Source organism: Pseudoalteromonas arabiensis (genome assembly GCF_001550155.1).
Taxonomy (GTDB): domain Bacteria; phylum Pseudomonadota; class Gammaproteobacteria; order Enterobacterales; family Alteromonadaceae; genus Pseudoalteromonas; species Pseudoalteromonas arabiensis.
This window is the reverse complement of record NZ_LRUF01000005.1, coordinates 150,991-171,247: the sequence shown is the minus strand read 5'-3', so window position 1 is coordinate 171,247 and position 20,257 is coordinate 150,991. Positions and strand designations below refer to the sequence as shown.

The following is a 20,257-nucleotide window of genomic DNA, read 5'->3' as shown; positions in this document are numbered from 1 at the left end:
GAACTTCTCCTATAAAACGTTAGATTAAACCAGCCACTTTGCGTGCTTGGTCTAGGTCAAATTCTTTATCATTAATCTTTAAATAGCTGCGATTTTCATCACAAACAACCGTTGCTTCAATTACGCCCGGTAAAGCAACTAGACGAGAAGCAAGCACTTGTGCCTGCTGCTCTGAACTTAATTCAGTCATTAAGCTAATAATTTTACTTCTTGGTGGGACTTGCATATTCCAAGCAAGGATAAGCCATATTAACCCAACAAGTGCCGCCGCCGCAAACACTGCTTGCGCACTTAATACTTGAGCAACGTAACCCCCTAATAAACCACCTAAAAAGGCACCAAAAAACTGCGTTGATGAGAACACGCCCATCGCAGAGCCTTTTTGATTTGCAGGGGCAATACGCGACACAAGTGCAGGCATGGTTGCTTCTAAAAAGTTAAAAGCAATAAAGTAAACCAGCATACAAATTCCAATGCCAATCACAGAGTCAACCCATAGGGACATAGCCAGCATACTTAAAACAAGCAGCGCGATTGAGCCAATAAAGGCTTGTTTCTCTTTTTCTTTGCGAATCGCCACTATCATTATCGGCACCATCAAGAAAAACGCTAAAAACAGCACAGGGATGTATAAATACCAATGGTGATCGGCAATTAAACCATCTTTTATAAGCTGGCCTGGTAAGGCTACAAATACGGTGGTTAATGTAAGGTGAAGCAACATCACACCAAAATCAAGGCGTGCTAATTGCGGGTGTTTAATGAGTTGTTTAATGTCATCTAAGGTAGCGAGCGTGTCGCCTTTTGGGGCTTTACTAACCGCATTAGGTACTAAAAATAACACAATTAAAATACCTAAAAGAGCAAGCCCAGCGGTAAGCCAAAATACGCCAGCAACTCCCCAAGAGGCAGCAACAATTGGTCCAAGTAGCATGGCAACGGCAAAGCTCATACCAATGCACATGCCAATTACGGCCATCACTTTCGGACGTTGCTCATCACGGCTTAAATCAGAAGCCAGCGCTAATAATGCACTGGCAATCGCGCCCATACCTTGTAAGGCGCGCCCTAGCGTCACCATTTGCACAGATTCAGCGGTTGCCGCAATCACAGAGCCCAGCGCAAACACACACAGGCCCCCAATAATGACTTTTTTACGACCAATTTTATCAGACAACCAACCCATCGGAATTTGCAACACAGCTTGTGTTAAACCATAAGCACCAATAGCAAAGCCAATCCACAGTGGCGAAAACCCTTCTAATTGCTGACCATAAATTGCCAAAACTGGCATCAGCATAAATAAGCCAAGCATACGGAATGCAAATACGCTCGCCAACGAAACGGCTGCGCGTTTTTCTCGAGAGTTGAGTGAAGATGCTGTCATGAATTACTGATCTTGCTGTCTATTAAAATCTGAGCGTGGATTCTACCACAAGCGAAAACTAAATAATCACCTGTAAGTGATGATTTTTTCTTTGATCAAGGATTAATCTTATCGCGTATTATGAGATACTGAAAAAATAATTAGGTAATAAAACGAGATAGCATGGAAAACATTGAAGTCCGAGGCGCCCGCACGCACAATTTAAAAGACATCAGCCTAACCATTCCCCGTGATAAGCTGATAGTTATCACTGGCCTATCTGGTTCAGGGAAATCGTCTTTAGCGTTTGATACTTTGTATGCAGAAGGGCAACGTCGTTATGTTGAATCACTGTCAGCCTATGCAAGACAGTTCTTATCGCTAATGGAAAAACCCGATGTCGATCACATCGAAGGTTTATCGCCTGCTATCTCTATCGAGCAAAAATCGACCTCGCATAACCCGCGTTCAACAGTTGGTACAATCACTGAGATTTACGATTACCTACGTTTATTATTTGCCCGCGTAGGTGAGCCTCGCTGCCCTACTCACGACTTGCCACTTGCCGCACAAACGATCAGCCAAATGGTCGATACGGTTTTAGCCCTACCTGAAGGTAGCAAGCTAATGCTGTTAGCCCCCGTAGTCAAAGATCGCAAAGGTGAGCATGTTAAGCTATTAGAGCAACTCGCAAGCCAAGGCTTTATTCGCGCCCGTATTGATGGCGAAGTATGTGACTTATCTGATCCACCGACTCTCGAGCTTCATAAAAAGCATACTATCGAGGTCGTGGTTGACCGCTTTAAAGTAAAAGATGGCCAACAACAGCGTTTAGCTGAATCATTCGAAACAGCCCTTGAGCTATCAGGTGGTATTGCCCATGTAGCGGCGATGGACGACTCACTCAGCGAAGACATGCTGTTTTCTGCTAACTTTGCCTGCCCAACGTGTGGCTATGCCATGAGTGAACTAGAACCGCGTTTATTCTCGTTTAATAACCCAGCGGGTGCATGTCAAAGCTGTGATGGTTTAGGTGTGCGTCAATATTTTGATCCAAACCGCGTTGTGCAAAATCCAGAGTTAAGTTTATCGGGTGGGGCAATTAAAGGCTGGGACAAACGCAGCTTTTATTACTTCCAAATGCTGCAAGCAGTCGCAGAGCATTATAAGTTTGATCTAGAAGTGCCTTTCCAAGAGCTTAGTAAAGAGGCTCAAAAAGTGATTCTTGAAGGCTCAGGCAAAACTAAAATTGCCTTTAATTATCGTAACGATCGTGGCGATTTAATTACGCGTAACCATGAGTTTGAAGGCGTTTTAAATAATATGAATCGCCGCTACCGTGAAACCGAGTCAAACTCAGTGCGCGAAGAACTGGCTAAATACCAAACGAGCCAAGCGTGTCCGAGCTGTCATGGCTCTCGATTGCGTGAAGAAGCTCGCCACGTATTTATTGGTCAAACGAATCTACCAGCTATCACCACAATGAGTATTGGTGAAAGCATGGCATTTTTTGAAAGTTTAAGTCTGACAGGCCAGCGCGCGCAAATTGCCGAAAAAATTCTCAAAGAAATTCGTGACCGTTTATCTTTCTTAATTAATGTAGGCCTTAATTATCTATCGCTTGAGCGAAGTGCCGACACCCTGTCTGGTGGTGAAGCGCAGCGTATTCGTTTAGCAAGCCAAATCGGTGCAGGTCTTGTTGGTGTTATGTACGTACTGGATGAGCCTTCAATTGGTTTACACCAACGCGATAACGACCGCTTACTAAAAACCCTTATTCATTTACGTGATTTAGGCAATACAGTGATTGTGGTTGAACATGACGAAGATGCCATTCGAGCGGCGGATCATATTATCGATATTGGCCCAGGTGCGGGTGTTCATGGCGGCCATGTTATTGCCGAGGGTACTCACGACGATATTCTAGCAAGTAAAGATTCAATCACCGGTCAGTACCTCTCTGGTGAAAAGAAAATCGAAGTACCTGCGGCTCGCCATCAAACCAACGACAAATGGCTTGAGTTATTTGGTGCCACAGGTAACAACTTAAAGAACGTTGATTTACGTATTCCATTTGGCTTAATGACCTGTGTCACAGGTGTATCTGGCTCAGGTAAATCGACGCTTATCAACGACACTTTATTTAAGCTGGCTCATACCGAGTTAAATGGCGCAACAACCGCAGAAGCGGCACCGTATAAGTCAATTCAAGGTCTGGATCATTTTGATAAAGTCATTGATATTGACCAAAGCCCCATTGGCCGTACTCCGCGCTCAAACCCTGCAACTTACACCGGTATTTTTACCGGTATTCGTGAGCTATTTGCAGGCACTCAGGAAGCCCGTTCACGAGGCTATAAAGTGGGTCGTTTTAGCTTTAACGTGAAAGGTGGTCGTTGTGAGGCGTGCCAAGGCGATGGCGTAATCAAGGTAGAAATGCACTTTTTACCGGATGTGTATGTGCCTTGTGATGTGTGTAAGGGTCAGCGCTATAATCGCGAAACACTCGAAGTACAGTACAAAGGTAAAAACATTCACCAAGTACTCGAAATGACTGTTGAAGATGCCCGTGAGTACTTTGATAAAATTCCCGCTATTGCACGTAAACTACAAACCTTAATAGATGTCGGCTTGTCGTATATTCGCTTAGGTCAAGCTGCAACGACTCTTTCAGGTGGTGAAGCGCAGCGTGTGAAACTGGCTCGTGAACTGTCAAAACGCGATACGGGTAAAACCTTATATATCCTTGATGAACCAACTACGGGTTTACACTTTGCTGATATTCAGCAATTATTGGTAGTGCTCCACCGTTTACGCGATCACGGTAACACCATAGTCGTTATTGAGCATAATCTTGATGTGATTAAAACCGCAGACTGGATTGTCGATTTAGGTCCAGAAGGCGGTTCAGGTGGGGGAGAAATTTTAATTTCTGGTACACCTGAAGAGGTCGCTGATTGTGAGCGTTCACACACTGGAAGATACTTAAAACCACTACTATAAAAAGGATATTGCGTGCGTAGGTATTTAAAAATTGCAAAATGGCGCGCGAATAAACAGCTTCAACAACAGCAGCGTAGCTGGCAGCCACATAAAACAAAGCTGGTTGAACGTATACAAGCCATTTGGTTTAACTTAAGTACCGCGCAAAAGCTTTATCTGTTAGCATTAAGCAGCCTGATTGTTCTACAATCGGGCTGGTTAAGTGCAACCATTACGATCATAGCACTCGTTATAGAGTTTTGGCCGAAATTTAATCAGCTTTGGCATTCACTTGCAGGCAAAGCGTTAATTTTAATCTTCTACGCCAGTATCGCTAACTTTGTATTGGCCGGTGCGAGCGGTATTGTAAACGATGTAACTCATGTCTCATCAACTCACTTTAACTACACGCATAACTTTGCCACTCTCTTATATTTACCCCCTTGGGCGATGGGCATTAGCCTAGCGACCCTATTATTATTTCAACTTTTTTTACCCTTCTATATTTTTGCTTTATTACTGATAAAACCATTTGGCTCTGAGCGAATTAAGTTTATAAGCCAAAGCTATTCGCCACTATTAACCGCCATAGTGCGCTTTGTATTAGCGTCAGTGGTATTGATTAACCTAATTTCCTTTATTGACGACCAGCCACCTGAAGAAGTACTCGACAACATTGTCAGCACCTTTGCAGATAGTAAAGCCATTGCTAAAGAGTCAGGTGAAGAGCAACAAAAAGCGGTTGAAGAACTCAGTGAAAAAATAGAACAACAATTGCCAGACAGCTCAGAGAAACCACTCACACCAAAGCCTGACATTAATCTTGACGGTGATGGCGAAACAGCCGAAAACCTTCGCCAGTTTTTAGATACCAAAGGCTACTTTGAACGCAGTAAACGCTTAATTGCCATGTTTGCATACAGCTTTGAGGCAGATAGTTACTCCCGCTGTGTAAAAACAGAAAACAGTAAAGCGGTTGAACTCAATGATTATGAAATTGTACAAGTAACCCCAGATAACAATGCGGAGTATGGCTACCGCTTTGAAGTGATTGCTTGTGACTCACCAGGTATCTTGCCAGTTACTAAATAGCAGACAGAAAATACCGCTATTAAGCGGTATTTTTATTTCAATAATTTGTTGAAAAGCTTACGGACGAGGGATAAAACCTACCGCATCGTAAACAGCTTTTAATGTTTTTTCAGCGCGGATACTCGCCTTTTCAGCACCTGATTTCATAATGCTATCAAGTAGTGACTGATCTTCGCGAATTTCTTTAAAGCGCGCTTGAATTGGCTCAATCATATTAACAACAGCTGCTGCTGTGTCTTTTTTAAGGTGACCATACATTTTGTCTTCATATTCAGGCACTAAGTCTTCAATTGAGCGCTTAGTTGCAACTGATAATAAAGTGAGTAAGTTAGATACACCTGGTTTTTCTTCACGATCAAAGTAGATACGCGCTTGCTCGTCAGAATCTGTTACTGCTTTTTTCAGTTTCTTTTCTATCTTCTTCGGCTCATCTAATAACATGATGTAACCGTTTGGATTTTCATCTGACTTAGACATTTTTTTCAACGGATCTTGCAGGCTCATTACACGTGCACCAAACTCAGGGATATATGGTTCAGGTAGTTTAAACACATCACCGTATAAGTTATTGAAACGTGTTGCAATATCCCGTGTTAACTCAAGATGTTGCTTTTGATCTTCACCCACTGGCACTTGATCAGCCTGATATAACAAGATATCAGCCGCTTGCAGCACAGGGTAAGAGAATAAACCCACATTTACGTTATTCGCATGCTTTGACGACTTATCTTTAAACTGCGTCATACGGTTAAGCTCACCCATTTGCGCATAACAGTTTAAAACCCAGCTAAGCTGAGCATGTTCAGGCACTTGAGATTGTACAAATAGTGCCGATTTCTCAGGGTCGATACCACATGCTGCATACAGCGCAATACCGTCAAGTACGCGAGAGCGTAGTTGCTCTGGATCTTGACGTACAGTAATGGCGTGTAAATCTACTAACATAAAGAAACTTTCGTGGTCTTCCTGTAGCTTAAGCCACTGGTTAATAGCGCCAACATAGTTGCCTATTGTCATACCACCGGTTGGCTGAATGCCGCTTAACACTACTGGTTTACTCATGATGTTCCTTTATATTTTTACTTAAAAAGACGAATTTAAAATGCACTTACCTTTGGGTAAGAACAGGTATTATATCTAAGAAATTCTCGCAGAGGTACTCTGGATTGAAATCAGCGAGGTTTTCACCTTGGTTATAGCCGTAGCTTAGCGCAACAACTTCAATATTAGCCGCTTTGGCAGCCAAAATATCACTTTTTGAGTCGCCTATCATAACCGCTTTTTCTGGGCTTACATCAAGTTGCTGACATGCAAACTGCAAAGGCTCAGGTGATGGTTTCTTTGCCATATCATCACCACAGACAATCAGCTGAAAATGGCTGGTCAGTGAGAGTTTATCAAGTAACTTCTCGGTAAAACGACGTGCCTTATTGGTGATCACCACTTTAGGCATACCAGCAAGCGCAGCAAGCCCTGTTTCTACATGCTGATAAAGCGCACTATAGTCACCCACAACTTGGTCATAATGCTGATAAAACAAATTAATAGCGCGTTCAGCAAGGGCTTCGTCTAAATGTTCACTGATTTGCATATCGCCACTCAAGCCGCGCTTAACAAGTGTTTCTATCCCATTTCCCACCCAGCTTTCGACCAAATTTTGGCTAACAACTGGAAATGCTAAGTCAGTGAGAGTCAGGTTCATTGCAATATATAAATCATAAACACTGTCGACTAAGGTGCCATCTAAATCAAAAAATGCTGCATCGTATTTCATGAATCAACCTTCGCAAGTTCACTGCGCATTGCATCGATTACCGCTTTATAATCTGGTTGATTAAAAATCGCAGAGCCTGAAACAAACATATCAGCGCCCGCTTTTGCTATTTCGGCAATATTATCAATACCCACACCACCATCAACTTCTAAACGAATATTGCGACCTGAGTCATCAATAATTTTACGCGCTTGGCGAAGCTTCTCGAGGGTATGAGGAATAAAGCTTTGGCCGCCAAAGCCTGGGTTAACCGACATTAATAACACTACATCGACTTTATCGAGTACATGTTCAAGGTAGCTAAGACTGGTTGCAGGGTTGAACACCAGACCTGCTTGGCAGCCACTGTCTTTTATGAGCTGCAAGGTGCGATCAATATGTTCACTGGCTTCAGGGTGAAAACTAATAATTGAAGCGCCTGCTTCTGCAAAGTCTGGGATAATTCGATCGACTGGTTTTACCATGAGATGTACATCAATCGGTGCCGTCACGCCGTAGTCACGCAGTGCTTTACAAATCATCGGGCCAAAAGTTAGGTTTGGCACATAATGGTTATCCATTACATCAAAATGTACAACATCAGCGCCACTTGCGAGTACACGATCAACATCTTCACCTAAGCGAGCAAAATCGGCCGAGAGTATAGACGGGGCTATTAAATACTTTTGTAATGTTTCCAACATGAGAAATTCCATTATAATTTGCGACAGCAAGAAGAGCGCATAATGTAACCCAATAGCTAGCCGATTAAAACACTGCGCTCTTTGTGAGGTAAATAAATACAGTGAACTAGTCCATTCAGCTAACTAAACTTGAGTATGAGTAATAAATTATTTAATTTATTCGCATAGTTAGGTTTTAACACACAAAAATTAAACATAAAGCTTACCTCAAGACACTAATTTTATTAATTTTTCCTTAAATTCAGCAGTAATTAAGTTTGTTATTTGAGCAATTGTTAGGTATGCTTGGCAAAATAACATAAACAAAGGTTATTACCATGCGTGCTTTTAAAACTGGGATCTTAATCGCGTCCGCACTGACTGTTGCTGCTTTTGCACATTCGCTTTCAACTGCGAATGACGACTTTTTATTAACTGCATCAAATTGTCAATGTAACACAACAGGCCTTTCTACAAGTGCTAATCAATGTATGCAAGCCGAACAAGAAACAGGTTGGTTTTCTTGGCTTACAGGCGATAGCCGCAGCGCACAATTCCATTATTTAGATTTACTAGAATTACTAACAAGTAGTGAAGAATCAAAAAAAGTTAGTAGTTTAGGCTCGAAATTTTAAGCCCGATGAGTAAGTTTTTTAGCGCATTACAAAGTGTTTTCGCTGCTTTTTTTGGTGTGCAATCAGAAAACAAACGTCAGGCCGATTTCAAAGAGCACTCATTAAGCACAATCATTGTTATTGCTCTTGTGTTATTTAGCTTATTCGTAGCGGCTATTTATTTCACCGTTTCTTTGGTGCTAAATACATAGCCATCAACTCATTTACTTTATTCCGCGAGCCCCCTTTTGGGCTAATTGTGCGTTTCACCTGAATCTCATCGAGTGCTGCTTGGCTGTATATTTTCCGAGTCCACACTGTATCGTGGTTTGAGATAAGCACTGGAGTGTTATTTTCAAATGCTGTTTGCTCTGCCAGATTTGCTAGGTTAGCTTGATCATCTAAATTAAAGCCCCCTTTCGCATACGAGGTAAACGAGGCCGTTTTACTTAACGGCACATAAGGTGGATCGCAATAAACAACCGCATTTTCAGGAATAAGCTTAAATACTTCGTCATAGCCTAAACAGGTAAAGGTTGCTTGCTGTGCTTTGTGCGCAAAAAAGCTCATTTCTTTTTCAGGAAAATATGGGCGCTTATATTTACCAAAAGGCACATTAAAAATGCCTTTGAGGTTGTAGCGACATAAGCCATTGTAGCCATGGCGATTCATGTATAAGAATAAGATAGCACGCTCATACACATCATTGCTTTGATTAAACTGAACACGATACTCATAATAAGCTTCAGGATGATTGTTTAATTCAACGAATAGTTTTTTCGCATCACTAATAAACTCATCCGGAGTGCGTTTTAGTTCGGTATATAGGTTGATAAGGTCTGCATTGATATCATTAAGAATGTAATGCTTGAAATCTGTATTTAAGAAAACAGAACCTGCACCAACAAAAGGCTCAACTAAGGTATCAGCGCTCGCGCTCGCTTTTTTTAAACGGGCATGAATATCTTCTACTAAGCTGTATTTTCCACCTGCCCACTTAAGGAAGGCTCTGGTCTTTTGCTGCATCTGCTCTTAACTTCAATTCAGTGTTGCGCGATTCTACACTAATCTGTTTTATTTTACTGATCTAGTGAGGCGATTTCTTGCTTAATTTTACTTATTTTTTTGTAAAAAGGCTGATTTTTACGCACATTATCAGAAAGCTGTAAAGCAGCCTTTTTTGCGTCACCTAAGCTTTCATAACTGCCGGAAGTAACAATCCACCAACGTGTACCATTACGTAGGGCTTGGTATATGTGAACTGTATCCTGTAAGTTATTTTCTGTAATAAACTTATCGGTAATTTCTTGTTTAGTTACAGCCAGCAGTTGAATAACAAAGTGCCCATCAGGTTCAGCTAAGTACCAGGCATTTCCAGTTAACGTTGCAACCTCAGCGGGCTCTGTTAGCTGCTTTTGCTCCGCGGGTGCACCTTCTAAATCAGTGGCGATATCATCACTTTCTGCCGTTTCTTGAGGTTCAGCAGGTACAGGAATAGCTAAACTATCAACAATTGCTGATACGTTATTTTCATGTGATAGCGTAGCAACAGGTTGTTCTTGCTCATTACTTTGTTGCTGAGCGGTTTCAATAGGTGCTTTTTCAAGTGCTTTGTCAGTTGGTGCTATGATTTTTTCAGCTGGCAGCGCAGTGGCTACCTTTGCTGTTGTATCTTGTTGATAATGCTCTTTCCACCACTCGGTCATATCGGCCTTGTATAAAAAGCCAATTATCAGCAGCATGGTCGTTAACAGTAATAAGAGTAAGTAGAGTAATTTATAACTTTTTTCAGGTTCACGAATATCAGCGGTGTGTTCTTGTGGCTGCCAAGCCAATAAAAGAGCTGGATTACCCTTTGCTTCTTCAACAAAAGTGCGAAAAACAGGGTCTTCTTCAACTGGCAAGTTAGGAAAAAACCAACGCATCAATTGTTTACTCTCACTCATATTGAGGGCTTCAAGATGAATTTCAACGGCTTGTGTAAACTGCCCTACCGATTGCGAGGCTATTAGGATATAGAGCGTACTGGGGCTTTGCTTGGCAATAAGCTCAAGCTGCTGAACAAGCTCTTCTGATAGGTGACGACCACCATCGATAACCCATAAACAATCGCCACATGGCTGCTGCTTATAGAGCTGATAAAAGTTCTCTGAAAGTGTTAATGAGTGATCGATAAGCGGGTTGCGAAAATTCTGTTCGAGTAAATCAGTAACAAATTGTTGATCCGTCATCTTACCGTTAAGTTGCACAAAAGCTTTATTAAACTCAAGATACTTATCGGTAATAAAAGTTTCTAATAGATAACTTTTCCCTAAACCAGAAGGACCTAATAAACATATTAGGTTTTGCCCATATTCAAACTGCAGGGCGATTCGATCAACTAGCGCAGCACGGCTAGGCAATATTTGCGATTGCATTAGCGTATAAGTAAATCACAAACCTGCTGATCAGTTACATCACTAACCAGCGCACATTGACCAAATTTTGTAGGAAGAATAAAGCGAATGGTGCCTTTTTTATTTTTCTTATCTTTGCGCATATGGGTAAGAAACTGCTCGCAAGTCATCTCATCTGGCGCTTCCACAGGTAAGTCGTATTGAGCAATAAGCGCTTCAATACGTTCAACCTCTTGCTGTGATAAATCACGACGCTTATGCGCTAGTCTTGCCGCCAATACCATACCCGCTGCAACCGCTTCACCGTGTAGCCAATTACCATAGCCCATCTGTGCTTCAATCGCATGACCAAACGTATGACCTAGATTCAATAATGCACGCAGGCCCGCTTCTTTTTCATCTTCAGCAACAATAAGCGCTTTAATTTCGCAGCAACGGTAAATCACGTGTTGTAATGTTTGCTCATCGAGTGATTTAAGGTTGGCAATATTTTGCTCAAGGTAAGCAAATAATTCTGTATCGTAGATCAGGCCATACTTAATGACTTCAGCCATACCTGCTGCAAACTCACGCTCAGGCAACGTATGCAAAGACTTAGTATCAATGAACACCGCTTGTGGCTGATAGAAAGCGCCAATCATGTTCTTACCTAACGGATGATTTACCGCTGTTTTACCGCCCACCGAGGAATCGACCTGTGATAGTAAGGTTGTTGGTACTTGTATAAACGGCACTCCACGTTGATAACACGCTGCCACAAAGCCCGTTAAATCGCCAACCACACCACCACCCAAAGCTATTAAGCAGGTGTCTCGGCCACAGTTATGCTCAAGTAAAAATGCTGAAATCTTTTCAAACCACTCTAGTGACTTATATTGTTCACCATCAGGAATAATAAAAGAGAGCGGATTATGATCAGCCAACGACCTCATTACATCATCTAAATATAAAGGTGCAATAGTGTCGTTGGTGATAATAACAGGTCGACAATCACCGATATGTTCACGGAGTCGACCTTGGTATTGAAGTGCAGATTGACCAATATAAATAGGATAACTTCGCTCGTCCAAATTAACAGTTAATTCAAGCATCGCTAGTTTCCTTTTATTCTTGGTTTTTAAAAATCTAATTTCTCGATGATTTGATTAGCAACAACTTTTGCGCTTTGTTCATCAGTGCGGACAACAAAATCAGCGACTTCTTTGTATAGCGGTTCGCGTTCTTCAGCTAAGCGCTCTAATACATCGCGCGGTGCTTCTTCTGTTTGCAATAATGGACGACGCTTGTCGCGCTGCGTGCGTGCAACTTGCTTTTCGATCGGCGTTTCAAGGTATACAACAATACCACGAGCAGAAAGCTTGTTACGTACTTCTTTACTGATCACAGAACCACCACCGGTTGCAAGAACGATACCTTGCATCTCAGTTAAGTCTGAAATAACAGTTTCTTCACGAAGTCGAAAGCCCTCTTCACCCTCAAGATCGAATACCCAAGCAATATCTGCTCCAGTACGACGCTCGATCTCTTGATCTGAATCGAAAAATTCAAGGTGTAATTGGTCAGCAATGTGACGACCAATTGTGCTTTTGCCAGCCCCCATAGGGCCCACTAGAAATATATTACGTTTCTCAGCCATATCTTTTTAGTACAAACGAACTCTAAAATTTGAAATAAAACCCCGCCTAACGACCTGGCCCCAAAATTAAGGAGGGGATTATCTCAGTAATTGATTGGGTATTTCAAGTCAATTAACATAAAAAGCCATATAACGAGCAATTAAACAGGTTAATTGCTCGTTGATTAAGAAAAAATCACCTAATCGATTTGAATTTTTGGTGTTACGAAGATCAACAACTCTCTTTTTTCATTAAATTCACTGGTGCTTCTAAATAAAACACCTAAGTACGGAATATCACCCAATAGGGGAACTTTCTTTGTTGAATTGACGATTTGCTGTTGGAAAATACCGCCAAGCACAACCGTCTGTCCGTTTTCAACCAACACTTGTGTTTGAATCTGTTGGGTATCAATCGCTACAGCAGGTCCTGTTGGTGTCTGAACAGTGTCACCGCGTGTATCTTGTGTAATCACAAGATCTAAGATGACTTTGTTATCTGGCGTGATGTGCGGTGTTACTTCTAAGCTTAATACTGCTTTTTTAAAGCTCACCGTTGTTGCACCACTTGATGCCGCTTCAACATAAGGGATCTCAGTACCTTGTTCTATGCGCGCTTTTTGCTGGTTTGCTGTTGTAATACGAGGACTTGCAATAATTTCACCTTTGTTTTCTTCCTCAAGCGCTGTCAGCTCTAAATCAATTAAGGTGCCATTTGCAAGTTTTGCTACATGCATACCAATGCTTCCCGCAGGGTTTGAGATTGGTAAATTAACGTTGAGTCGATCAGACAAATTAGGAATAACCCCATTCGAAATCGTCTCTGCACCTTCTAATGTGCCAGCAATCCCATCACTCCCTTGTTGATCACTAAAGCCCCAACGAACCCCCAAGTCTTCTTGAACATTGTCTCGTACTGTTACCATACGTGACTCAATCACCACTTGTTTTACCGGAATATCTAAGGTTTCAACCATACGGCGAACACTTTCAATACTCTTTGCGGTATCTTTGATTAGCAGTGTGTTAGTACGTTTATCAACTGACACACTACCACGCGCAGAAATGATACTATTGGTGTCGGTTTTTAATAAGTCCGCAAACTCTTCTGCTTTTGCGTAGTTAAGGCGAATGTACTCACTGTATAGAGGTTCTAAGTCTTCAACTTGTTGTTTCGCTTTTAACTCTTTTGCTTCTCGGGCTGCAAGCTCTTCAGATGGCGCAACCATTAAAATCGTGCCATCCATACGTTTGTCTAGACCTTTGACTTTTAACACAACGTCCAGCGCTTGATCCCATGGTACACCTTCTAGGCGTAATGTAATGTTTCCTGTTACAGAGTCACTGGTCACTAGATTAAACTCATTATAGCCAGCAATAATCTGCAAAACGGCGCGCACCGGAATATCTTGAAAGTTTAAGGTCATTGGTCGACCTTGATACTCTATACCACCATCAAGGTAGGCCCGCTGTGAATCATCTTTTTCAACAGTGAGGGTGAAAATATTTTCTATTTGTTGATGAGTAAATTTAAACGCCGCATTAGGCTCAATGACAACACGGCTCATATTACCCTCTTTAAAGGTTTCGATTGAGCTAACCACAGTGCCAAAATCAAGTACATCTAATTGATAAAGTAGATCATCTAAAATATCTGTGTGATGAAACTCTGCAACAATTTTCCCACCACTTTCGTGAACGTCGATGGCAGCTTGCGTATCTTGCAGAAATACAAGTACACGCCCTTCTCCCTTTTCACCACGGCGAAAATCTATCGACTGAATTGTATTGATATAATTGTTCTTTGCAGAAAGAGGATCTGCTTCGTCGGATGTGATTGGATTGTCCGAAACATGTAAGCTGACTATGTTATCTTTGGCTATTGTTTTATAAATTTTCAAACGCTCTAAAGATACCGTCACTTTTAGACCTTCAGAAGTCATTGTGCTTGTCACATGCTTTATACCCGCTTGGTTAACGGCCACATCACGAACACCGTTATCAACGCCTACATCACTAAATAGCATCTCAATACGAGCTGGCGTGTTATACACCTGCACTTTAGGCTCAAAGGTAAGTGCTTCATCAAAGACGAGTTGTAATTGTGTCTCGCCCTTCATTAATGGGTTATAACGTATGTCATATAATAATGGAGCGGCTACAGCAGCTTGCGCCATAAAAAAAGCTAATGCAGCTAATATATATTTATGCATATCATTTAACCAAGTCGTTGCTTTATGCATTTTGTTTTTACTTTTCATACGATTAACTTGCACCATTTGTATTTGCCTCTAACATTTCTAGTTTTGTCAGACGCTCTTTCCAACAACCAGCCCCATCAGGGATTAATTCTAATAATTGTATATAATTGTCATGCACTTCTTTTATTTCGCCATGATACAAACCAAGATAATTACCAACAGTAACCCGATAAAGAGTTTCATCAGCCGCTTTGATCAGTGCCCATGTTTGACCACTTCGGCCAATTGTTCCTTTCATTGATAAATTATCAAGCGGGTATTTTTCTAGTGGCTGGCGAACACGGTCAGGATCGGGATGTAAGCAGTTTTTTACCTGCACGAGATTATTTTGAATAATTTCAGGCTTAGGGGCGACAAATGGGCTGCGCATTTTACCTGCACTGTATTCAAAATATTCAAAATTCGCCATTTGTGGAATCGGCTCGACCTTCGGTGTTGTGCTTGCTTTAACCTGATCAATAAACTCTTTTTGCTCAGAGGTGTCATCGTTACAGGCACTGAGCAATAAGCTCATCATGATTACTAAGGGGAACTGTTTCACTTTTTAGTCCCTCCTTCATAGCGGTATGTTTTAGCCACAACACTAAACGTTAACTCATCATTTCCTAAGGTTTGAATTGTGAAATCATGAAGGCTCACAATACGAGGAAGCTGTGCGACTTTACCAACAAAATCACCAAACTCATGATAAGTACCCACAACCTCTATTTTTATTGGTAACTCAGTATAAAATTCTTTTTCTATTTCAGGTAACCAACCAATTTTTAAGAATGTAAGGCCGCTGGTTGTTCCCACATAAGATAAATCATCGAGTAATCCAGGGGTTTCATTTGAGGTCGGTAAGCGCTTCAATAGCTGCGAGAACTTTTCTTCCATATCAATCATTTGTTGGCGATACAGTTCTAAATTACTGGCTATAGCGTACTTTTGCTTATAGGTGGTGCGCAATTGGGTTTCTTTCTCAACAGCAGCTTGGTAACTCGCGATTTCATCAGACACCAATAAGCTGTAACTAAAGTAAAGTACAATAGCTGCAACAAAGCTACAACACAGAACTTTAACGGCGATAGGCCAATCGCCCATGTTTTCGAGCTCTATTTCATTCCAATCTATTTCTGTTAACGATTTGATATCAAGGTTCATTGCGCGCCTCGCCTATCTTATCAAATGGCTTAACATAAAATTCCATATTAAAGTCACTCAGTAGTCTTGATGTTTGTTCACCTGCAACAATACCTTGCATGATAGGTCGTTCAAGTAAATAAGAGCCTTGAACTTGGCGTAGCATGGTTGATAAACGGTTATTTGACTCGCTACGACCGACAACATGAATACTATTACCGCGGCGCTCTAATTTAGTTAAGTACACTCCCGCAGGCACTATTTTCGCAACTTCGTCCATAATTTGCGTACCCAGGTTACGGCTGCTTTGTAACTCTTCGATTAAGCGCATACGTTGTTGTAAGCTTTCTTTCTTTTTATCCAACTCGTTAATTTCACGAATACGTTGATTCAGTAATGCTATTTCTGTATTCAAAAAATCATTTTTAATATTTTGCCCTTCGCGCAGACCGCTATAAAAAGAGCTCAGGATATACATACTCAAGAAGCAAACCACCACAACTGCAAACAAAATAGTGACAAATTTATTTTGTGACTCTTTTCGTTGCTGTTCACGCCAAGGTAGCAGGTTTATATGTGGCATGATGAAAAGCTCCTTAATGCTAACCCTGTCGCTATTGCAAATTGCGTACGATGACGTTGTAAAACGTTACGATCTATCTTTGGGGCTATCTCAATATTAGCAAAAGGTTCTGCAACCACTGCATGGATCCCTAATTCTTCAATCAATAGACGGTCTAACCCATCTATCATGGCGGTTCCACCGGTTAAAACAATATAATCGACCTGATCTTTACCACTGGTTGTTAGGAACATTTGCACAGCACGCCTTACTTGCTGTAAAAGCGATGTTTGAAATGGTGCAAGCACCTCAAAGGTATAATTAGGGGGTAAATCACCGGTTGTTTTACCAATTTCAGCTTCATCAAAACTCTTGTTGTAATAACTGACAATACTATTAGTGTATTGGTCACCACCAAATACTTGGTCACGGGTATATATCGTTTCACCCGCTTGAACAACACTCACCAGCATCAATACAGCACCGATATCAACGACGGCTACACACTTGTTAAAAGCATCACTTGGTAGCTGCTGATAGTAGATGTCCATGGCACGACTCAATGCGTAGCTTTCAACATCAACAACTTTCGCTTTCAGGTTGGCTGTTTCAAGTGCACTAACCCGTGCCTCTACACTTTCAGTTCGCGCAGCAGAGAGTAAAACATTCACTTTACTTGGATCAGCTTCATTGATTGAAAGTTTTTCGAAATCAATATTAACCTCATCAAGTGGATAAGGAATGAGGCTGTCGGCTTCAATGGCAATTTGCGACTCTAATTCAGCATCAGTTAATGATACATCCATAAAAATAACTTTCGTGATCACGGTTTGTCCAGACACGGCTACGGCCGCGGACTGAACTGATTTGGGTAGTTTCTTTTTTAATTTAGTAATCACATTGCCAATTGCTTCAATATCTTGGATTGATCGTTCAGATATTGCGCCTTTAGGCATAGGTTCTATCGCTAAAGCCTCAAGTCGCAAACCTGCGTCTGTTTTCTGCAACAACACCGCTTTGATACAATGCGATCCAATGTCGATCCCTACCATCATAGATGAAGGCTTTTTAAATAGTTGACTTAGCATGTTTGCAACTTGGCCTTTGTTTTAATAATAAACAAGTTATAATTTTTGTCTGAAAAAATATTATTCATTTTTTAATCAATATATACTAGCAGTCTCCGATTCTAATTGGGAGTCTATTTAGGGAAAATATAAGTGATTTTATTAAAGAGAACTTTACAATTTATTATCATCTGCTCGTTTTTAGGCCTTATTACTTTAGTCGGTCTATACTATTACGTTAAACCTGACATTCCTAGCGTTCAGGTACTAAAAGACGTTCAGTTACAGACACCTATGCAGGTTTTTTCTCGGGACGGCTTATTGATTAATCAATTTGGTGAAAAACGACGTATTCCCGTCACGATAGATCAAATACCACAGCCACTCATTGATGCAATTTTGGCAACTGAAGACAACCGCTTTTACGAACACATAGGGATTGACCCTATTGGTATTGTTCGCTCTGCCATTGTACTCATATCCACAGGTGAAAAGAAACAAGGCGCAAGCACTATAACTATGCAGTTAGCTCGTAACTTTTTCTTAACTCGAGAAAAAGCTTATATTCGTAAGGTCAAAGAAATTTTCATCGCACTGCATATTGAAAGTATTCTTAGTAAAGATGAAATTCTTGAGTTGTACTTAAATAAAATTGAGCTTGGAAATCGAGCTTTTGGTATTGGTGCCGCCGCCCAAGTTTACTACGGTAAAGAACTAAACGAACTAACCCTTGCGCAAATGGCGATGATTGCAGGCTTACCAAAAGCCCCCTCTGCTTTAAACCCTATCCGAAACCCTGTACGTGCTAAAGCACGCCGAAACGTAGTGCTTGGTCGTATGTATACAGAAAAATACATCACACAAGCGCAATATGATGAAGCAACTAGTGCCCCTATCACAGCTAAGTTTCACGGCGCTGAAATTGATGTATACGCGCCCTATATTTCAGAAATGGTACGTGCAGAAATGGTCGCCCGTTTTGGTCATGAACGCGCTTACAATACTGGCTTTAGAGTATTTACAAGTATCGATTCTGAAATACAACAAGCTGCACAAGATGCTTTAGTCAATAACCTCCATGCTTACGATATGCGTCATGGCTATCGAGGTGCAACAGCTCAGCTATGGGATAGCGAAACAGAAAACCCTCTTAACAAAGACGCGATTTTAGAAAAACTAAAAGACGTTAAAGAGTTTGGTCCATTATTAACAGGTGTCGTTACCCAAGTTGCAGAACAATCAATTCAAGTGTTGCTAAAAAATGGCGAACAGGTAACGGTTGAATGGGATGGCTTAAAGTGGGCGCGTAAATATATCACTCGCTACCGTCAAAGCTTCCCACCAAAAACAGCTGCTGAAATCCTCACAGCGGGCGCACAAATATGGCTTCGTAAAAACACTGATGACAGCTACATTTTGAGCCAGATACCTGAAGCATCAAGTGCATTAGTATCCCTCGACCCACAAGATGGCCGTATTAAGGCTATCGTTGGGGGCTACAGCTTTGAGCAAAGCCAATACAACCGTGCTGTTCAAGCAAAACGTCAAGTAGGGTCAAATATAAAACCTTTTATCTACTCAGCGGCACTTGAAAACGGCTACACCTTGGCATCTATTTTAAACGATGCGCCTATAAATCAGTGGGATAAAAGCCAAGGTGTTGCATGGCGTCCAAAGAACAGCCCTGCAGTGTATAACGGCCCTATTCGTATCCGCCGTGCCCTTGCACAATCTAAAAACGTGATCTCTGTAAGGTTACTACGCGGTGTTGGCTTACAACGCACCGCAGACCACCTACTCAAATTCGGCTTTTTGAATAGCGATATTAACCGCAGTGAATCCCTTGCATTAGGCAGTGCTTCAATTACACCGCTTGAACTTGCCAGAGGGATGAGTAGCTTTGCTAATGGTGGACACCTCATCACCCCGTATTTTATTACTGAAATACAAGATTCTTCTGGCAATACGATATTTAAAACACAGCCAGAGCTTGCGTGTGACACGCCCGAGCCGACATCATTTACAAGTTATACAGCTGACAGTGACCAGTTAAATTCAGCACAACCTGATACTGCGCCGCGTTGTGCACCGCGTATTATTTCAAAGCAAAATGCTTTCTTAATTTCACAAGCGATGCATAGCGCAATTTGGGGTGGCGGTAGTTGGACCCACAAAACGGGCTGGAGTGGTACAGGCTGGCGAGCTCAAGCACTTGAGCGCCGTGATCTTTCGGGTAAAACCGGTACAACCAATGACTCTGTGGATACTTGGTTTAGTGGTTTTAATCGAAATGTAATGACCTCAGTGTGGGTTGGTTTCGATAACCCAGGTAACCCACTTGGCCGTTCAACCTACAATAATAATCTAGATAAATCACAAATATCTGGTGCAGAGTCTGGTGCTAAAACAGCTCAACCTGCTTGGGTTGATTTTATGCGAGTCGCACTCGATGGCATGCCTGAGGCACCTATTGAGTTACCTGAAGGACTGGTGTCTGTTCGTATTGACTTAGCCACGGGCTTGCTTAGTCATAAAAATGATTATACCAGCCGCTTTGAGTACTTTATTAAGGGCACAGCCCCTACGAAATATGTACTCGATCAGCCAACTGATGTATTCGAAGAAAATCTTTCAACAGAAGAAGAGCTATTTTAGCTAATTGAGTGTAATAAAAAGACCCCCAGTAATTGGCATGTCCAACTATTGGGGGTCACTTCATTTGGCGGTTTTTTATTACACGATAA

General features: G+C 41.6%; 18 protein-coding genes. 5 read left to right on the top strand and 13 right to left on the bottom strand.

Features of this window, described 5'->3' with window-relative positions; genetic code table 11:
• Positions 1-19: 19 nt before the first annotated feature.
• Positions 20-1,387, bottom strand: coding sequence for an MFS transporter (locus PAARA_RS01495; protein WP_062567314.1), 1,368 nt, complete (start codon positions 1,385-1,387; stop codon positions 20-22).
• 162 nt (positions 1,388-1,549) lie between these two features.
• Between PAARA_RS01495 and uvrA the strand changes: the two genes are divergently transcribed.
• Together uvrA and PAARA_RS01485 are read left to right on the top strand one after the other, a co-directional pair.
• Entirely contained in the window at positions 1,550-4,369 is a 2,820-nt protein-coding gene (uvrA, locus tag PAARA_RS01490; RefSeq protein WP_062567313.1) for an excinuclease ABC subunit UvrA, read from the top strand.
• Positions 4,370-4,381: 12 nt separating this feature from the next.
• A complete protein-coding gene (locus PAARA_RS01485; RefSeq protein ID WP_062567312.1) occupies positions 4,382-5,440 on the top strand; it encodes a hypothetical protein in 1,059 nt (352 codons plus the stop codon).
• Positions 5,441-5,497: 57 nt separating this feature from the next.
• On the opposite strand, the gene trpS is transcribed toward PAARA_RS01485, so the two are convergent.
• Genes trpS through rpe form a run of 3 tightly spaced genes read right to left on the bottom strand, consistent with a single transcriptional unit; the run spans position 5,498 to position 7,897 of the window.
• The gene (trpS, locus tag PAARA_RS01480; protein ID WP_062567311.1) at positions 5,498-6,502 is read right to left on the bottom strand and encodes a tryptophan--tRNA ligase; all 1,005 of its coding nucleotides are present in this window, start codon (positions 6,500-6,502) and stop codon (positions 5,498-5,500) included.
• 46 nt (positions 6,503-6,548) lie between these two features.
• A complete protein-coding gene (locus PAARA_RS01475; RefSeq protein ID WP_062567310.1) occupies positions 6,549-7,214 on the bottom strand; it encodes a phosphoglycolate phosphatase in 666 nt (221 codons plus the stop codon).
• Positions 7,211-7,897, bottom strand: coding sequence for a ribulose-phosphate 3-epimerase (rpe, locus tag PAARA_RS01470; RefSeq protein WP_062567309.1), 687 nt, complete (start codon positions 7,895-7,897; stop codon positions 7,211-7,213). The genes PAARA_RS01475 and rpe overlap by 4 nt, the downstream gene beginning before the upstream one ends.
• 317 nt (positions 7,898-8,214) lie before the next feature.
• Between rpe and PAARA_RS01465 the strand changes: the two genes are divergently transcribed.
• Both PAARA_RS01465 and PAARA_RS01460 read left to right on the top strand, forming a co-directional pair.
• Positions 8,215-8,511, top strand: coding sequence for a hypothetical protein (locus tag PAARA_RS01465; RefSeq protein ID WP_062567308.1), 297 nt, complete (start codon positions 8,215-8,217; stop codon positions 8,509-8,511).
• A gap of 5 nt (positions 8,512-8,516) precedes the next feature.
• Positions 8,517-8,702 carry a DUF2970 domain-containing protein gene (locus PAARA_RS01460; protein ID WP_062567307.1) on the top strand — a complete coding sequence of 62 codons (186 nt, stop codon included), beginning with the start codon at positions 8,517-8,519 and terminating at the stop codon, positions 8,700-8,702.
• Here PAARA_RS01460 and PAARA_RS01455 read toward each other — a convergent pair.
• The 9 genes from PAARA_RS01455 to PAARA_RS01415 form a co-directional block, all read right to left on the bottom strand.
• Positions 8,674-9,516: a Dam family site-specific DNA-(adenine-N6)-methyltransferase gene (locus PAARA_RS01455; protein WP_062567306.1), complete on the bottom strand. Its 843-nt coding sequence runs from the start codon at positions 9,514-9,516 to the stop codon at positions 8,674-8,676. The genes PAARA_RS01460 and PAARA_RS01455 overlap by 29 nt on opposite strands.
• A 53-nt stretch (positions 9,517-9,569) precedes the next feature.
• Positions 9,570-10,907 carry an AAA family ATPase gene (locus tag PAARA_RS01450; RefSeq protein WP_062567305.1) on the bottom strand — a complete coding sequence of 446 codons (1,338 nt, stop codon included), beginning with the start codon at positions 10,905-10,907 and terminating at the stop codon, positions 9,570-9,572.
• On the bottom strand, positions 10,907-11,977 hold the full coding sequence (gene aroB, locus PAARA_RS01445; RefSeq protein WP_062567304.1) for a 3-dehydroquinate synthase: 1,071 nt from the start codon (positions 11,975-11,977) through the stop codon (positions 10,907-10,909). Before aroB ends, PAARA_RS01450 begins: the two co-directional genes overlap by 1 nt.
• Before the next feature lie 26 nt (positions 11,978-12,003).
• Entirely contained in the window at positions 12,004-12,522 is a 519-nt protein-coding gene (aroK, locus tag PAARA_RS01440) for a shikimate kinase AroK (RefSeq protein WP_036973192.1), read from the bottom strand.
• A 179-nt stretch (positions 12,523-12,701) separates the two neighbouring features.
• Positions 12,702-14,714, bottom strand: coding sequence for a type IV pilus secretin PilQ (locus PAARA_RS01435; protein ID WP_405128702.1), 2,013 nt, complete (start codon positions 14,712-14,714; stop codon positions 12,702-12,704).
• Positions 14,715-14,766: 52 nt separating this feature from the next.
• Complete coding sequence (locus PAARA_RS01430; protein WP_062567302.1) at positions 14,767-15,279, bottom strand: pilus assembly protein PilP; 513 nt, start codon at positions 15,277-15,279, stop codon at positions 14,767-14,769.
• Positions 15,280-15,299: 20 nt separating this feature from the next.
• On the bottom strand, positions 15,300-15,905 hold the full coding sequence (locus PAARA_RS01425) for a type IV pilus inner membrane component PilO (RefSeq protein ID WP_062567301.1): 606 nt from the start codon (positions 15,903-15,905) through the stop codon (positions 15,300-15,302).
• The gene (locus PAARA_RS01420; RefSeq protein WP_062567300.1) at positions 15,895-16,467 is read right to left on the bottom strand and encodes a PilN domain-containing protein; all 573 of its coding nucleotides are present in this window, start codon (positions 16,465-16,467) and stop codon (positions 15,895-15,897) included. The genes PAARA_RS01425 and PAARA_RS01420 overlap by 11 nt, the downstream gene beginning before the upstream one ends.
• Positions 16,455-17,534 carry a pilus assembly protein PilM gene (locus tag PAARA_RS01415; RefSeq protein ID WP_062567299.1) on the bottom strand — a complete coding sequence of 360 codons (1,080 nt, stop codon included), beginning with the start codon at positions 17,532-17,534 and terminating at the stop codon, positions 16,455-16,457. Before PAARA_RS01415 ends, PAARA_RS01420 begins: the two co-directional genes overlap by 13 nt.
• Positions 17,535-17,666: 132 nt before the next feature.
• On the opposite strand from PAARA_RS01415, the gene PAARA_RS01410 reads away from it, so the two are divergent.
• Entirely contained in the window at positions 17,667-20,168 is a 2,502-nt protein-coding gene (locus PAARA_RS01410) for a penicillin-binding protein 1A (protein ID WP_062567298.1), read from the top strand.
• The last annotated feature ends 89 nt before the right edge of the window (positions 20,169-20,257 follow it).

What these genes read in the sequence shown, in the direction of transcription:
- PAARA_RS01495 (WP_062567314.1), bottom strand. Translation starts at nt 1,387, where the DNA reads ATGACAGCATCTTCACTCAACTCTCGAGAAAAACGCGCAGCCGTTTCG.
- uvrA (WP_062567313.1), top strand. Translation starts at nt 1,550, where the DNA reads ATGGAAAACATTGAAGTCCGAGGCGCCCGCACGCACAATTTAAAAGAC.
- trpS (WP_062567311.1), bottom strand. Translation starts at nt 6,502, where the DNA reads ATGAGTAAACCAGTAGTGTTAAGCGGCATTCAGCCAACCGGTGGTATG.
- PAARA_RS01475 (WP_062567310.1), bottom strand. Translation starts at nt 7,214, where the DNA reads ATGAAATACGATGCAGCATTTTTTGATTTAGATGGCACCTTAGTCGAC.
- rpe (WP_062567309.1), bottom strand. Translation starts at nt 7,897, where the DNA reads ATGTTGGAAACATTACAAAAGTATTTAATAGCCCCGTCTATACTCTCG.
- PAARA_RS01465 (WP_062567308.1), top strand. Translation starts at nt 8,215, where the DNA reads ATGCGTGCTTTTAAAACTGGGATCTTAATCGCGTCCGCACTGACTGTT.
- PAARA_RS01460 (WP_062567307.1), top strand. Translation starts at nt 8,517, where the DNA reads ATGAGTAAGTTTTTTAGCGCATTACAAAGTGTTTTCGCTGCTTTTTTT.
- PAARA_RS01455 (WP_062567306.1), bottom strand. Translation starts at nt 9,516, where the DNA reads ATGCAGCAAAAGACCAGAGCCTTCCTTAAGTGGGCAGGTGGAAAATAC.
- PAARA_RS01450 (WP_062567305.1), bottom strand. Translation starts at nt 10,907, where the DNA reads ATGCAATCGCAAATATTGCCTAGCCGTGCTGCGCTAGTTGATCGAATC.
- aroB (WP_062567304.1), bottom strand. Translation starts at nt 11,977, where the DNA reads ATGCTTGAATTAACTGTTAATTTGGACGAGCGAAGTTATCCTATTTAT.
- aroK (WP_036973192.1), bottom strand. Translation starts at nt 12,522, where the DNA reads ATGGCTGAGAAACGTAATATATTTCTAGTGGGCCCTATGGGGGCTGGC.
- PAARA_RS01435 (WP_405128702.1), bottom strand. Translation starts at nt 14,714, where the DNA reads ATGCATAAATATATATTAGCTGCATTAGCTTTTTTTATGGCGCAAGCT.
- PAARA_RS01430 (WP_062567302.1), bottom strand. Translation starts at nt 15,279, where the DNA reads ATGATGAGCTTATTGCTCAGTGCCTGTAACGATGACACCTCTGAGCAA.
- PAARA_RS01425 (WP_062567301.1), bottom strand. Translation starts at nt 15,905, where the DNA reads ATGAACCTTGATATCAAATCGTTAACAGAAATAGATTGGAATGAAATA.
- PAARA_RS01420 (WP_062567300.1), bottom strand. Translation starts at nt 16,467, where the DNA reads ATGCCACATATAAACCTGCTACCTTGGCGTGAACAGCAACGAAAAGAG.
- PAARA_RS01415 (WP_062567299.1), bottom strand. Translation starts at nt 17,534, where the DNA reads ATGCTAAGTCAACTATTTAAAAAGCCTTCATCTATGATGGTAGGGATC.